A 14,835-nucleotide genomic window follows, 5' to 3' on the forward strand; every position below is an offset into this window, starting at 1 on the left:
TCATGGCATTCACGGGCATCTTCATTCTGCCGCTCCCGGTCGACGACCAAGACCGCGCGCTGGCCTTCTACCGCGACAGGATCGGCATGGAGGTCGCGCTCGACGCCGATCTCGACGACGACTGGCGCATGATCATGATGAAGCTGCCCGAGACGGAGACCAAGATCCAGTTCGCCCGGCGCCAAGAGGTGCGATACTCTGAAGAGGTTCCCGCGCTCTATCTCGAGTGCGCGGACCTCGATGCCGAGACCGCGCGGTTGAAGGGCGAGGGGGTTCGCTTTTTGATGAACCCCACCGAGCTGCCCTGGAGCGACACCGAGCGCTTCGCGATGTTCTTCGACAGCGAGGGCAATACCATCGTGATGCACGCCACCCCACCGAGAGGATGACAAGATGGCCGACCTGACCACCCGGTTCCTGGGCATCGAAAGCCCCAACCCGTTCTGGCTTGCCTCCGCGCCGCCGACGGACAAGGAATACAACGTCCGCCGCGCCTTCGAGGCGGGGTGGGGCGGGGTGGTCTGGAAAACCCTCGGTGCCGAAGGACCGCCTGTCGTCAACGTCAACGGTCCGCGCTACGGCGCGATCTATGGCGCTGACCGGCGTCTTTTGGGCCTCAACAACATCGAATTGATCACCGACCGCGATCTCGAGACCAATCTCGAGGAAATGGCCCGCGTGAAGGCCGACTACCCCGACCGCGCGCTGATCGCCTCGATCATGGTGCCTTGCGAAGAGGAAGCCTGGAAGGCGATCCTGCCACGGGTCGAGGAGACCAATGCCGACGGGATCGAGCTGAACTTCGGCTGCCCGCACGGCATGAGCGAGCGCGGCATGGGCGCGGCGGTGGGGCAGGTGCCCGAATACATCGAAATGGTCGCCCGCTGGTGCAAGAAGTATTACGACCGCCCCGTGATCGTGAAGCTGACGCCCAACATCACCGATGTGCGCAAGCCCGCCGAGGCGGCGCGGCGCGGCGGGGCCGACGCGGTGAGCCTGATCAACACGATCAACTCGATCACCTCGATCAACCTCGACAGCTTCAGCCCCGAGCCCTCGATTGACGGCAAGGGCAGCCACGGCGGCTATTGCGGCCCTGCGGTCAAGCCGATCGCGCTGTCGATGGTCTCTGAGATTGCGCGGCACGAAGCGACGCGCGGCCTGCCGATCTCGGGCATCGGCGGCGTCACCACCTGGCGCGACGCGGCCGAGTTCATGGTGCTTGGCGCGGGCAACGTCCAAGTCTGCACCGCTGTCATGACCTACGGCTTTCGCATCGTCGAAGAGATGTGCGCGGGCCTGTCGGACTGGATGGACGAGAAGGGCTACCGTTCCACCTCGGACTTCGTGGGCAAGGCGGTGCCGAACGTCACCGACTGGAAGAATCTCAACCTGAACTACGTCGCCAAGGCCAAGATCGACCAGGATCTGTGCATCAAATGTGGCCGTTGCTATGCCGCCTGCGAGGACACCTCGCATCAGGCGATCGCGATGACACCGGACCGGATCTTCGAGGTGATCGACGCCGAATGCGTGGCCTGCAACCTGTGCGTCGACGTCTGCCCGGTCGAGAACTGCATCGACATGGTGCCGATGGCGGCGGGCAGCCTCGATCCACGCACCGGCCGCGTGGTGTCGGACACCCATGCCGACTGGACCACCCATCCCAACAACCCGATGGCGCAGGCGGCGGAGTGAGGCGTTACAGGCTGATCTGCTGACCCAATTCGATCACCCGGTCGGAGGGCAGGTGATAATGGTCGTGCGCCGCCGAGGCGGTGCGCGTCAGGCCGATGAACACCTTCTTGCGCCAGCGCGCCATGCCGGGACGATCCGACAGCAGCACGCTGCGGCGGTTGAGAAAGAACGAGGTCGCGTGGATGTCGAAGCGCAGCCTGCGGCGAAGCGCGCGGGCGATGTTGGGCGGGTCCATGTAGCCGAAGGTGACGCGGACCCGTGTGACGCCGTCAGACAGCGGCTCGACCACCAGGGTGGCTTCGGCGTCGAGATGGGGCTGGTCGGCAATCGCGACGGTGACCACATAGGTGCGCTCGTGCAGCACGCCGTTGTGCTTGATGTTGTGCAATAGCGCGGGCGGCGCCATGACCGGCTCTGCCGTCAGGAACACCGCCGAGCCGGGCACGTGGCGCAGCCGCGTCGAGTGTGACAGCGACTTGACCAGCGCCTCCATCGTCACGCCCCGCGCCCGCGATCGATCCTGCACGAGGATCGAGCCGCGCCGCCACGCGGCCATGACCGCGCAGAGCACCGCCGCCACCGTAAGCGGCACGTAGCCGCCATCCAAGAGCTTGGTCATGTTGGCACCGAACAGCGCGGCCTCGATCACAAGGATCAGCGCCGTCAGCGGCGCCGCCACGGCGCGTGACCAGGTCCAGACCCGGCGCATCACCACATAGGCCAGCAGCGTCGTGATCAGCATCTCGCCGGTCACCGCGATGCCATAGGCACCCGCCAGCTGCGAGGAACTGCCAAAGCTCAGCACGAGGATGATGACGCAGACCAGCAGCATCACGTTGATTCGGGGCAGGTAGATCTGGCCGCGCTGCGTCTCGGAGGTGTGACGCACCGCCATGCGCGGCAGCAGCCCCAGCTGCATGGCCTGATAGGCGACCGAGAAGGCGCCGGTGATCACCGCCTGGCTCGCGATTACCGTGGCGATGGTGGCCAGACCGATGAGGCCTGGAAGCGCCCAAGACGGAGCCAGAAGAAAGAATGGATCGCGCGCGGCTTCGGGGTCCGTAAGCACCAGCGCGCCCTGGCCCGCATAGCTCAGAAGCAGGCAGGGTAGGGCGATGGTGGTCCAGGCGAGGCGGATCGGGCGGCGGCCGAAATGCCCCATGTCGGCATAGAGTGCCTCCGCGCCGGTCACCGCGAGGAAGGCCGCGCCCAAGATCGGCACGACGGCACCGCCGCCATGCCACAACAGCATCAGGCCCGGAGCCGGGCTCAGCGCCGCGAGGATTTCGGGGTGCCGTGCCACCGACAGCGCGCCCAAGCCTCCAAGCACCATGAACCACACGAGCATCACCGGACCGAACAGCCGCGAAATGCCGCCCGTGCCGCCGCGCTGCGCCCAGAACAGCACGCACAGGATCGCGATCACCGCCGGAATCACCCAAGGCTCGAAGCCCGGTGCCAGCAATGTTACCCCCTCGACCGCGGAAAGGACCGAGATCGCGGGCGTGATCATCGCGTCGCCGAAGAACAAGGCCGTGCCGAGGATGCCGATCGCCATGAGGACCTGCGTGCGCCGTCCCACCGCGCGCGTGGCCAGCGCCAGAAGCGACAGCGTGCCGCCCTCGCCGTTGTTGTCGGCGCGCAGCATCAACACCACGTATTTCAACGTAGCGATGCCAATAAGCAGCCAGACCAGCAGCGAGACGGTGCCGATCACCGCCTCGTCGGCGGGGATGCCCTTTTCGCCGCGCGCGGCGGCGAGCCCTTCGCGCAGGGCATAGATCGGGCTGGTGCCGATGTCGCCCACCACAACGCCGAGCGCGCCAAGTGTGAGGGCCGAATGTGTCGAAGGGGCGTGGCCGCGCTGGGCGGCCGGAGAGGGGGCATGCATGAGGCGGCCGCTGTGACGATGCGCCTAGATGCGCTTGGTCGGGGCCCGCTTCAAGTGGCGTCGCGCGAAATCTCCAACACCGCACCGAAGACCCTGTCGAGCCAGGCTTCGGCGGCGGGGTAGGGGTCGGTGCCCCCCATGATGGCGCGCACCTGCACTTCGAAATCCGCGTAGTGCTGCGTCAGTGCCCAGATCGAAAAGATAAGGTGATGCGGATCGACCGGACCGATCCGTCCCGCCGCCGACCAAGCCGCGATCACCGCCGCCTTGTCATCGACCAGCGTCTTTAACTCGCCCTCGATCACCGACCGCGCGCGCGGTGCGCCTTGCAGGATCTCGTTGGCGAACAGACGGCTTTCGCGCGGGTGATTTCGGCTCATGTCGAGCTTGCGCCGAACATAGCGCAAGATCTCCTCGCGCGGCTCGCCTTCGGGGTCCATCTCGCGCAGCGGTGCCAGCCAAAGATCCATCAGATCCTCGAGGATCGCGATATGCAGCGCCTCCTTGGAACGGAAGTAATACAGCAGGTTAGGCTTGGAGAGCCCCGCCGATTGCGCGATCTGATCAAGAGTTGCCCCACGAAACCCGCGCGAGGCGAAAACCTCGAGCGCCGCTTCGAGAATGGTGGCTCGGTTGCGGGTCTGGATGCGGGTACGCGGAGGCGTGTCGGTCATGTCCGGTCCTGTCGAGCGGGCGCAGTGGCCCGGCGGTGCCTCGTCTCGCATCGTTTCGCGGCTCATTGCGAGAAGCGGTCACGCGATCCTTGACTGGTTACGGGACTTTGATAGCGTGATTTTTACCGGGTGGTCAAATTGAAGTCAGTCCAGCCCCGACCCGCAGCACAGCGAGGAGATCCATATGTCCGCACCCGGTGAGAATCTCAAGATCGACGGCGCGCGGCTTTGGGACAGCCTGATGGACATGGCCAAGATCGGCCCCGGCGTGGCGGGGGGCAACAACCGTCAGGCCCTAACCGACGCCGATGCCGAAGGGCGCAGGCTCTTTGCAGACTGGTGCGCGGCGTCGGGGATGTCGATGGGTGTCGACGCCATGGGTTCGATGTTCGCGCGGCGCGAGGGGACCGACCCCGACGCGCTGCCGGTCTATGTCGGCTCCCACCTCGACACGCAGCCCACGGGCGGCAAATACGACGGCGTGCTGGGCGTGCTCGGCGGGCTGGAGATCATCCGCACCCTCGATGACATGGGGATCAAGACCCGTCGCCCCATCGTCGTGGTGAACTGGACCAACGAGGAGGGCACCCGCTTTGCCCCCGCGATGCTGGCCTCCGGCGTTCATGCCGGGCAGCACGATCTCGACTGGGCCTATGCGCGCGAGGACGCAGAGGGAAAGCGCTTTGGCGATGAGCTGGAGCGGGTCGGATGGAAAGGCGAGGAGGAGGTCGGTGCACGCAAGATGCATGCCCTCTTCGAGTTGCATATCGAGCAGGGACCGATCCTCGAGGCCGAGGAAAAGGAGATCGGTGTCGTCACGCATGGGCAGGGGCTTTGGTGGCTGGAAATCCGGCTCACCGGAAAAGAGAGCCATACAGGCTCCACGCCGATGAACATGCGCGTCAACGCCGGTCTCGGCATGGCGCGGATCACCGAAGCGGTGCACCGCATCGCCATGGATCACCAACCCGACGCGGTGGGTGCCGTGGGGCAGGCCAATGTCTGGCCCAATTCGCGCAACGTGATCCCCGGCCGCGCGGTGTTCACCGTCGACATCCGCTCGCCCGAGCAGGCCAAGCTCGACGCGATGCGCGCCGAGGTCGAGGCCGAGGCCGAACGGATCGCAGCGGAGCTGGGCCTCGGGCTCGAGATCGAGCCGGTGGGCCATTTCGATCCGGTGACCTTCGATCCCGATTGCGTCGGCATGGTCCGCGCCGCCGCCGAGCGGTTGGGCTATGCGCATCGCGACATCGTCTCGGGCGCGGGTCACGACGCCTGCTGGGTCGCGGGCGTCGCGCCCACGGCGATGGTGATGTGCCCCTGCAAGGATGGGCTGAGCCACAACGAGGCCGAGGACATCACCCAAGACTGGGCCACGAAGGGCGCGGATGTGCTTTTGCATGCGGTGATCGAGGCGGCGGAAGTGGTATCGTGAAGTCACCTGTTGCCACAGGGGGCTTGACCTGCCCCCCTTCCAGCCTCTCTGGATCGGGAAGCCGAATTTTCCAGGAGAGATCGATGCCGAGAATGTCCAGACTGATGCCCGTGCTGGCCCTGTTGCCCCTGCTCGCCGCCTGCGAAGAGGTGGGCACCGTGGCGATGGAGCAGCCCGCGCCGGTCTTCCCTGCGCCCGCGCCTGCACCGGCCCCCGCGCCGCAGCCCTCCGCCCGCCTGTCGACGCCGGCCCCGGTCGCGACGGCCCCGATTTCCAACACCGCGCCGCGCGCCGCCGAAGTTTCTTCCGCGCCGGCACCGGCCTCGGGTGCGGTCATCGCTTCATCGCCGCAAGAGAGCGTCTCGGCGCCGCCGGTGGTGCTTGGCGCCTTGCTGCCCGGAACGCCCCCATCGGCCGTGTTCCAGAACGGCGATGGCTGCTATCTTTTCTCGATCGAACGCACCGAGCCGCTGAGCGGCTACCCGGTGCGCGATTCCAGCGGCACACCGCTGTGTGAAAACGACGACGGCACGGTAGGACCGCGCCCGTCGAGCTGATCCGGGCAGCGGGGGCGACGTCGGCCGGTTTCGCGCCGCCGCCCCCATCTCCGCCCGCCGACCCTTTCGAGCCGAGGCGCGCCGCACCGCGCGCCTCGGGACGCGTCACGGCCCCCGCACGAGGGGCCGGGCCATGACAGAGAGGGAAACGGCATGGGCTCCACGGTCATCAGAAATGGCACCATCGTCACGGCGGATCTGACCTATGAGGCGGATGTGCTGATCGAGGGCGGCCGCATCGCCGCGATCGGCCACGGGCTTGAGGGCGACGAGGCGCTCGATGCGACGGGCTGCTACGTGATGCCCGGCGGGATCGATCCGCACACGCATCTGGAGATGCCCTTCATGGGCACTCATTCCACCGATGATTTCGGCTCCGGCACCCGCGCCGCGCTGGCGGGCGGCACCACGATGGTGGTCGACTTCGCCCTGCCCAGCCCGGGCCAAAGCCTGCTCGACGCGCTCAAGGTCTGGCACAACAAGTCCGGGCAGGCGGCCTGCGACTACTCCTACCACATGGCTGTGACCTGGTGGGACCGCCAGGTTTTCGACGAGATGGAGGCCGTGGTGCGCGATCATGGCATCACCACCTTCAAGCACTTCATGGCCTACAAGGGGGCCTTGATGGTCAATGATGACGAGCTCTTTGCGAGCTTCCGTCGCTGTGCCGAACTAGGCGCGATCCCGATGGTGCATGCCGAGAACGGCGATGTCGTGGCCGAGCTTCAGGCCAAGCTCTTGGCCGAAGGCAACACCGGCCCCGAGGCGCACGCCTATTCGCGCCCCTCCTCGGTCGAGGGCGAGGCCACCAACCGCGCCATCATGATCGCCGACATGGCGGGCGTGCCGCTCTATGTCGTGCACGTCTCCTGCGAGGAGGCACACGAGGCGATCCGCCGGGCCAAGATGAACGGCAAGCGGGTCTGGGGCGAGCCGCTGATCCAGCATCTGACGCTCGACGAGAGCGAATACGCCAATCCTGACTGGGATCACGCGGCGCGCCGGGTGATGAGCCCGCCGTTCCGGGACAAGAAGCATCAAGACAGCCTTTGGGCCGGTCTGGCCTCGGGGACGTTGTCGGTTGTGGCCACGGATCACTGCGCCTTCACCACGGAGCAGAAGCGCTATGGCGTGGGCGATTTCACCAAGATCCCCAATGGCACCGGCGGACTTGAGGATCGGATGCCGATGCTCTGGACGCATGGGGTGGCGACGGGTCGCCTGACGATGAACGAATTCGTCGCCGTCACTTCGACCAACATCGCCAAGATCCTGGGCTGTTATCCCCGCAAAGGCGCGATCCTCGTCGGTGCGGATGCCGATATCGTGGTGTGGGACCCCGAGAAGGAAAAGACCATCACGGCGGGCGCGCAGGTTTCGGCCATCGATTACAACGTCTTCGAGGGCCAGCAGGTGAAGGGCCTGCCGCGCTACGTATTGAGCCGCGGCCATGTCTCGCTGCGCGACGGCACGTTGGACACGCATGAGGGGCACGGCGAATTCGTCGCGCGCGAGCCGCAGGGCCCGGTGAACCGGGCACTATCCTCGTGGAAGGCGCTGACCGCACCGCGCCCGGTGGAGCGGTCGGGCATCCCCGCGAGCGGGGTGTGAGGGCGATGGGGCAGGGGGCGTGGCCATGATGAACGCGCCGATCCCTCAGACCGTCATCTCGGCGCGCGGCGTCGATCTCACGTTCGAGACCGCCGATGGGCCGGTCCACGCGCTGAAGGGCGTGGACCTCGACATTGCCAAGGGCGAGTTCGTCTCCTTCATCGGCCCCTCGGGCTGCGGCAAGACCACTTTCCTGCGGGTGGTTGCGGCGCTGGAGACGCCGACTGACGGCGAGGTCTCGGTCAACGGGCTGTCGCCGGACGAGGCACGGCGCGCGCGCGCCTATGGCTACGTGTTTCAGGCGGCGGGGCTCTATCCGTGGCGCACCATCGGCGGCAATATCGCTCTGCCGCTTGAAATCATGGGGTTCGAGCGTGCCGAACGGGCACGGCGGGTGCGCGAGGTGCTGGAACTGGTCGAGCTGGGCGGCTTCGAGAAGAAGTATCCTTGGCAGCTGTCGGGCGGCATGCAGCAACGCGCGAGCATCGCCCGGGCGCTGGCCTTCGACGCCGAAATCCTGCTGATGGACGAGCCTTTCGGCGCGCTCGATGAGATCGTGCGCGACCGGCTCAACGAAGAGCTGCTCAGGCTCTGGGCCGCGACCGGCAAGACCACGCTCTTCGTCACGCATTCGATCCCCGAGGCGGTGTATCTCTCGACCAAGATCGTGGTGATGAGCCCGCGTCCGGGTCGGATCACCGATGTGATCGACAGCCCGCTGCCGCGCGAGCGCCCTTTGGAAATTCGCGACAGCCCCGAGTTCATCGAGATCGCGCACCGGGTGCGCGAGGGGCTGAGAGCCGGTCATGACGATCACTAGCAAAAGCCCCCCGACCACCTGGGCCGGGAGGCCCATGGCGGGGCGACTTCACTCACGGTCATCGGCTCTCCAGCCTGTACCGTGCGCGCAGGAGAACAGCTGATGGTTACTTTACTCCTAAAATACTCATGTCGAACCGGCTCCGGATGCTCAGCGGCGCTTCGGCGTGAATGGGTGGGATCAGAGTATTTGAAGAGTAAAGTGGCACAGGTGGGCGCATGAGCCGGTATGGGCCGATCTTCGTCCTTGTCGCGGGGCTCTTCGCGTTGTGGTACGCCGCCGCCGTGCCGATGAACATTCGTGAGGCGCTGAGCACCGCCGAGCGCGACGGTGTGGCGGTGCAGCCCGGCACCGCGATCGAACGGCGGGATGCGAATGCACTGGGGCTGGTGCTGGCCAACCCAGCGCAGATCCCCGACGTCTGGGCGCAGGAGCGGCCCCGGCTGCCCGCGCCGCATCAGGTCGCGGGCGAGTTGTGGCAAAGCGTGGTTATGGAAGAAATCGAAGGGCGGCGCGGCCTCGTGAAGTCCGGCAGCCTGTCGAACCGTGGCCTGCTGCTGCATGCGTGGATCACGCTGTCGGCCACTGCCTTGGGCTTTGCGATCGGCACCGTGGCGGGGGTCCTGCTCGCCGTCGGCATCGTGCATTCGCGCACCATGGAGCGGTCGGTCATGCCTTGGGCCATCGTCAGCCAGACCGTGCCGATCGTGGCACTGGCGCCAATGATCGTGGTGGTGCTCTACTCTGTCGGGCTGCAGGGGCTGCTGCCCAAGGCGATCATCTCGGCCTACCTGTCCTTCTTTCCGGTAGTCGTCGGCATGGTGAAGGGGCTGCGCGCGCCCGACGCGATGCAGACCGACCAGATGCGCACTTGGGACGCCAGCGGTTGGCAGGTGCTGACGCGGCTGCGTCTGCCTGCCTCGATGCCCTATCTTTTCGCCTCGCTGAAGATCGCCGTGGCCGCCGCTCTCGTTGGGGCCATCGTGGGTGAGCTGCCGGTTCAGGGCGGGGGGCTTGGCGCGCGGATGCTGGCGGGAAGCTACTATGGCCAGACCGCGCAGATCTGGGCGGCGCTCCTTTTGGCGGCGGCGCTGGCGGCAATCCTCGTGGCCGCGATCGGTGGCGCGCAACGGCTGGCGCTGCGGCGCATGGGAGGGGCGGCATGAGTGCGGCGATTCTGGCACTGGCCCTGTGGATCGGACTTTGGGCGCTCAACGTCTGGCTCGCCACTGGACCGCTGTCGAACCGGATCTGGGCACGCATGGCGGTGCCGCTGCTGTTCGGGATCACCATCCTGATCCTGTGGGAGATCGCGGTGCGCGCCTTGCAGGTGCCGCTGGTGATCCTGCCGCCGCCCAGCCAGATCGGCGCGCGCTTTGCCGCCAGCCTGCCAGTGCTCTGGGGTGACTTCGTGCAGACGATCCTGCGCGGCGCGCTCTCGGGCTATGCCATCGGCTGCGGGGCCGCATTCCTTACCGCCATCGCGGTGGACCGCTTCGTGTTTCTGCAGCGCGGGCTCTTGCCGCTGGCGAGCTTCATGGCGGCGCTACCGATCGTTGGCACCGCGCCGATCCTCGTGATGTGGTTCGGCTTCGACTGGCAGTCCAAGGCCGCCGTGGTGGTGGTCATGGTGTTCTTCCCGATGCTGGTGAACACCGTGGCGGGCCTCGCCGAGACCTCGGCCATGCAGCGCGATCTGATGAAGAGCTGGGGCGCGAGCTATTGGTCGGGGCTGGTCAAGCTGCGCCTGCCCGCCGCCATGCCATTCATCTTCAACGGTCTGAAGATCTGCACCACGCTGGCGCTGATCGGCGCTATCGTGGCCGAGTTCTTCGGCTCCCCGACGCTGGGCTTGGGCTTTCGGATCACTACCTCGGTGGGCCAGCTCGCGCTGGACATGGTCTGGGCCGCGATCCTCGTCGCGGCGCTGGCGGGCACCGGCTTTTACGGGCTGGTGGCGCTGATCGAGCGGGGGGTGACCTTCTGGCACCCGTCGCAACGCAACTAACCAAGAAGCCCGGCAATCGGGCCGTCACACCAACGGAGGTCGACCAAGAATGAAACGGATGACGATGGCCGCATCGGCGGCAGGGGCGCTGATGGCGGGAGCGATGCCCGCCATGGCGCAGGATCTCGACGAGGTCCGCCTACAGCTGCAATGGGTCACCCAGGCGCAGTTCGCAGGATATTACGTGGCGCTCGAAGAGGGCTTCTACGAGGAAGAGGGCCTGGACGTCGAAATCCTCGCAGGTGGACCGGACATCGCGCCGCCGCAGGTGCTGGCGGGGGGCGGCGCCGACGTGATGCTCAACTGGATGCCTTCGGCGCTGGCCGCGCGCGAAAAGGGGCTGCCGGTGGTCAACATCGCTCAGCCCTTCGCAAGCTCGGGCCTGATGCTGACCTGCTGGAAAGACACCGGGATCGAGGGCCCACAGGACTTCAAGGGCAAGACCATCGGCGTCTGGTTCTTCGGCAACGAATACCCCTTCCTGAGCTGGATGAGTCAGGAGGGCATCCCGACCGAAGGCGGCGAGGACGGGGTGACGGTCCTCAAGCAGGGCTTCAACGTCGACCCGCTGATCCAGCGTCAGGCCGATTGCATCTCGACCATGACCTACAATGAGTATGGCCAAGTGCTCGACGCGGGCATTTCCGAGGACGAGCTCGTCACTTTCAAATACGAGGACATGGGGGTGGCCACGCTCGAGGACGGGATGTGGGTGCTCGAAGAGAACCTCGAGGATCCGGATTTCGTCGACAAGATGACCCGCTTCGTGCGCGCCTCGATGAAGGGTTGGAAATGGGCCGAGGAGAACCCCGAGGACGCGGCAATGATCGTGCTCGACAATGACGAGACCGGCGCCCAGACCGAGGCGCATCAGGTGCGGATGATGGGCGAGATCGCCAAGCTCACGGCGGGCTCCGACGGCAGCCTCGATGAGGCCGCCTACCAGCGCACGGTCGACACGTTGCTCGCGGGCGGGTCCGACCCGGTGATCTCCGAGATGCCCGAGGACGCTTGGACCTCCAAGATCACGGATGAGGCGCTGAAGTAACGCGCAAGGCGGGGCCCACGGGCCCCGCCAATTCCCCAGTTCTGGTCTGGGTCGGAACTCTCCGCTAGACCTTGATCGACAGGATCGGAGAGTTGGTATGCGTGTTCTCGTCACAGGTGGGGCAGGCTACATCGGCAGCCATACGCTGGTGGAGCTTTTGATGCAGGGAGACGAGGTCGCCTGCGTCGACAATTATTCAAACGGTGCGCCAGAGGCGCTGCGCCGGGTGGGCGAACTTGTGCCCGAAGGCGCGCTCGAGGCGCATGAGGCCGACATTCGCAACACCGAAGCGCTCGACCGTATCTTCGGGGCCTTCCGTCCGGATGCGGTGATCCATTTCGCCGGGCTCAAGGCAGTGGGCGAAAGCGTCGAGAAGCCGCTCGAATATTACGACGTCAACGTCACCGGCACGCTGTCGCTCCTGCGGGCGATGGATCGGGCAGGGTGCGAACGCATCATCTTTTCATCGTCGGCCACGGTTTACGGCGAGCCGGTGTTCCTGCCCTACACGGAGGATCATCCGCTCGCGCCTACGAGCGTCTATGGTCACACCAAGCGCATGGCCGAGCAAATCCTGACAGACTGGACGGTGGCGCGATCTAAGGCCGCGGTGATGTTGCTACGCTACTTCAACCCGGTGGGCGCGCATGCCTCGGGCCGGATCGGCGAAGATCCCGCGGGCATCCCCAACAATCTCATGCCGTTTCTGGCGCAGGTGGCGACCGGGCGGCAGGCCAAGCTGCGGATCTTCGGGGACGACTACCCCACCCCCGATGGCACTGGTGTGCGCGATTACATCCACGTCGTTGACCTCGCGAGGGCCCATGTCGCAGCGCTCGAGCGGGCCTGTCGGGTCGAAGGCACCGAGACCTACAACATCGGCACGGGGCAGGGCTATTCGGTACGCGAGATGCGGGATGCCCTCTCCAGGGCGGTCGGGCGCGAACTGCCCTTCGAGGTGCTGCCGCGCCGGGCGGGGGACATCGCCGAAATGCAGTCCGACTGCGCCCGCGCCGCGCAGCATCTAGGCTGGCGCGCCGAGCTTGGCGTCGAGGAGATGGCGCGCGATCTATGGCACTGGCAGTCGGCAAACCCTAAGGGCTATGCTACGTAGCCGGCCAATGCAGAGAGCGATCAGGTGGCGGGGATCTGATCCCGACTGTCGAGCCGGGTGACGGGGCGGTTGATCAGCGTCGTGCCCCCCTCGACCCAGCGCGCCACCACTACCCGTAGCGCGTCGTCGTCGCTTTCAGCCACGGCGGCGCGCAGTGCCTTCATCCCGGCGGCCACTTCGATCTCGCTCAGATGCTCTTCGCGTGCGAGCATGATCTTGGGGTGCGGCGTGCCGATCTGGTTCTTGCCGATCAGCAGCTCCTCGTGCAGCTTCTCGCCCGCGCGCAAGCCGGTGAGACGGATTTCGATGTCCCCCTCGGGGTTGGCGTCGTCACGCACCGAGTAGCCTGCCGCTTCGATCATCTGGTGCGCGAGGTCGTAGATTTGCACCGGCGCCCCCATGTCGAGCACGAAGACATCCCCGCCAGTGGCGAAGGTGCCCGCGACGAGCACAAGGCGCGCGGCCTCGGGGATCGTCATGAAGTAGCGCGTCACCTCGCGATGGGTGAGGGTGACCGGACCGCCCTTGCAGATCTGGTCATGGAACAGCGGGATCACCGATCCCGAAGAGCCGAGCACGTTGCCGAAGCGGACCATCGAGTAGATCGTGCCCTCGGAGCGATTGGCGAGGTCCTGAACGACAAGCTCGGCCATGCGTTTGGACGCGCCCATCATGTTCTTAGGGCGCACCGCCTTGTCGGTCGAGATCAGGATGAAGCGCGCCACCCCCGCCTCACCGGCCGCGTGGGCCAGGGTGTGGGTGCCCAGCACATTGTTGGCAAAGCCCGCGACCGGGTTCTGCTCGACCAGCGGCACGTGCTTGTAGGCGGCCGCGTGCAGCACGATCTCGACGCCGTGGTCGGACAGCACGCGACGCACCAAAGACGCGTCGCAGACCGAGCCCAACACCGGCACGATCTCCACTTGCACATCGAGGGCGAGGGCGGAAAGCTCCTGGTCGAGCTTGTAGAGCGCAAGTTCGGACAGCTCGAACAGCACCAGACGTCGTGGTCGGCAAGCAAGGATCTGGCGGCACAACTCCGAGCCGATCGAGCCACCGGCACCGGAGATCAGCACCGAACAGCCGCGATAGGTCTCGGAACCGCCGGGCAATTCCGCATCGAGCGGCGCGCGGCCCAGAAACTGACAGGGCACCACGGGACGCAGCTGTTCGACCAAGGGCACGCCGTTGCCGGCAAGCTGGGCAAAGGAGGGCAAGGTCTGCACGTTGAGACCCTTTTCCTCAAGCTGGCGCGACAGCTGCGCAAGCCGCGCCCGCGGCACCGAGGGCATGGCCAGCAGCACCCGATCCACGCGCTTGGTGCGCACGAGGCGGGCGATTGCGGCGGGAGCGTGCACGTGCAGGCCTTGCATGATCGCGCCCTGCAGCATCTTATTGTCGTCGATATAGGCGACCGGTCGCACCGTCTCGTCGGTCCTGAGGGCCGCCACGAGCTGCTGGCCGGTGCGCCCGGCGCCGTAGACCAGCACCCGGAGCTTGGAGCGCTGGCGGTAGGCATTGAGCACCAGCTTGAGCATCACCGCCCGGCTGCTGACCACGAGCAGCAGGTAGACCATGGAAAAGGTAACGAAAGTGGCGCCCGGCGTGGCGCCGCTGCCAGCACGTTCGATCAGCCCAGCCGAAAGACCCAAGAGCGCCGCGTGAATAGCCGACAGCGCGATGGCCCGGCTTTCATAAGCCTTGAGCTGCACGCGATGAATGTTCATGCTGATCTCGATCAGCGCGCAGAGCGCCATCAGGATCGGGATGAGCATCCAGTTGCGCATCATGTGGGTGCTGTCGGGGAGCGCGTTGAGCTGCAGCGCCATTGCCAACAGCATCGCCACGGGCACCAGCAGCACATCGATGGTCAGGATCATCCATTGCTTCGTGGCACGCGACAGGCGTGTAATGACGCCAAGCATTTCCATCGCTTTGCCCATTTTCTCGATAAAGCCGTCCCAGGCGCCTTCTTCCCG

At 66.1% G+C, this 14,835-nt stretch carries 13 protein-coding genes; 10 read left to right on the plus strand and 3 right to left on the minus strand.

The annotated features are described in order from the left end of the window. The first annotated feature begins 2 nt into the window (after positions 1-2). Positions 3-389: a VOC family protein gene (locus tag AADJ02_RS01955; RefSeq protein ID WP_341211304.1), complete on the plus strand. Its 387-nt coding sequence runs from the start codon at positions 3-5 to the stop codon at positions 387-389. A gap of 4 nt (positions 390-393) precedes the next feature. Further along, on the plus strand, positions 394-1,698 hold the full coding sequence (gene preA, locus AADJ02_RS01960) for an NAD-dependent dihydropyrimidine dehydrogenase subunit PreA (protein WP_341211305.1): 1,305 nt from the start codon (positions 394-396) through the stop codon (positions 1,696-1,698). 4 nt (positions 1,699-1,702) lie between these two features. Here preA and AADJ02_RS01965 read toward each other — a convergent pair whose 3' ends face one another. Together AADJ02_RS01965 and AADJ02_RS01970 are read right to left on the minus strand one after the other, a co-directional pair. Next, positions 1,703-3,589 (minus strand): potassium transporter Kup, encoded by a 1,887-nt coding sequence (locus tag AADJ02_RS01965; protein ID WP_341211306.1) that lies wholly within the window; start codon positions 3,587-3,589, stop codon positions 1,703-1,705. A gap of 50 nt (positions 3,590-3,639) precedes the next feature. Continuing rightward, positions 3,640-4,263 (minus strand): TetR family transcriptional regulator C-terminal domain-containing protein, encoded by a 624-nt coding sequence (locus AADJ02_RS01970; RefSeq protein WP_341211307.1) that lies wholly within the window; start codon positions 4,261-4,263, stop codon positions 3,640-3,642. A 184-nt stretch (positions 4,264-4,447) separates the two neighbouring features. On the opposite strand from AADJ02_RS01970, the gene AADJ02_RS01975 reads away from it, so the two are divergent. From AADJ02_RS01975 to galE, 8 genes are all read left to right on the plus strand, one after another. Then, positions 4,448-5,698, plus strand: coding sequence for a Zn-dependent hydrolase (locus AADJ02_RS01975; RefSeq protein ID WP_341211308.1), 1,251 nt, complete (start codon positions 4,448-4,450; stop codon positions 5,696-5,698). 92 nt (positions 5,699-5,790) lie between these two features. Next, complete coding sequence (locus AADJ02_RS01980) at positions 5,791-6,255, plus strand: hypothetical protein (protein ID WP_341211309.1); 465 nt, start codon at positions 5,791-5,793, stop codon at positions 6,253-6,255. Between the two features lie 153 nt (positions 6,256-6,408). Beyond that, positions 6,409-7,866: a dihydropyrimidinase gene (gene hydA / locus AADJ02_RS01985; RefSeq protein ID WP_341211310.1), complete on the plus strand. Its 1,458-nt coding sequence runs from the start codon at positions 6,409-6,411 to the stop codon at positions 7,864-7,866. A gap of 25 nt (positions 7,867-7,891) precedes the next feature. Continuing rightward, positions 7,892-8,686 (plus strand): ABC transporter ATP-binding protein, encoded by a 795-nt coding sequence (locus AADJ02_RS01990; RefSeq protein WP_341211311.1) that lies wholly within the window; start codon positions 7,892-7,894, stop codon positions 8,684-8,686. Positions 8,687-8,904: 218 nt separating this feature from the next. After that, positions 8,905-9,852, plus strand: coding sequence for an ABC transporter permease (locus AADJ02_RS01995; protein WP_341211312.1), 948 nt, complete (start codon positions 8,905-8,907; stop codon positions 9,850-9,852). Then, positions 9,849-10,694, plus strand: coding sequence for an ABC transporter permease (locus AADJ02_RS02000; RefSeq protein ID WP_341211313.1), 846 nt, complete (start codon positions 9,849-9,851; stop codon positions 10,692-10,694). The genes AADJ02_RS01995 and AADJ02_RS02000 overlap by 4 nt, the downstream gene beginning before the upstream one ends. 49 nt (positions 10,695-10,743) lie before the next feature. Beyond that, positions 10,744-11,742, plus strand: a complete 999-nt coding sequence (locus AADJ02_RS02005) for an ABC transporter substrate-binding protein (protein ID WP_341211314.1) — start codon at positions 10,744-10,746, stop codon at positions 11,740-11,742. A 97-nt stretch (positions 11,743-11,839) separates the two neighbouring features. Next, positions 11,840-12,856 (plus strand): UDP-glucose 4-epimerase GalE, encoded by a 1,017-nt coding sequence (gene galE / locus AADJ02_RS02010; RefSeq protein ID WP_341211315.1) that lies wholly within the window; start codon positions 11,840-11,842, stop codon positions 12,854-12,856. 20 nt (positions 12,857-12,876) lie between these two features. On the opposite strand, the gene AADJ02_RS02015 is transcribed toward galE, so the two are convergent. Next, complete coding sequence (locus AADJ02_RS02015; protein WP_341211407.1) at positions 12,877-14,799, minus strand: nucleoside-diphosphate sugar epimerase/dehydratase; 1,923 nt, start codon at positions 14,797-14,799, stop codon at positions 12,877-12,879. Positions 14,800-14,835 lie beyond the last annotated feature (36 nt).

The sequence above is a fragment of the uncultured Limimaricola sp. genome (genome assembly GCF_964022235.1).
Lineage (GTDB): Bacteria > Pseudomonadota > Alphaproteobacteria > Rhodobacterales > Rhodobacteraceae > Limimaricola.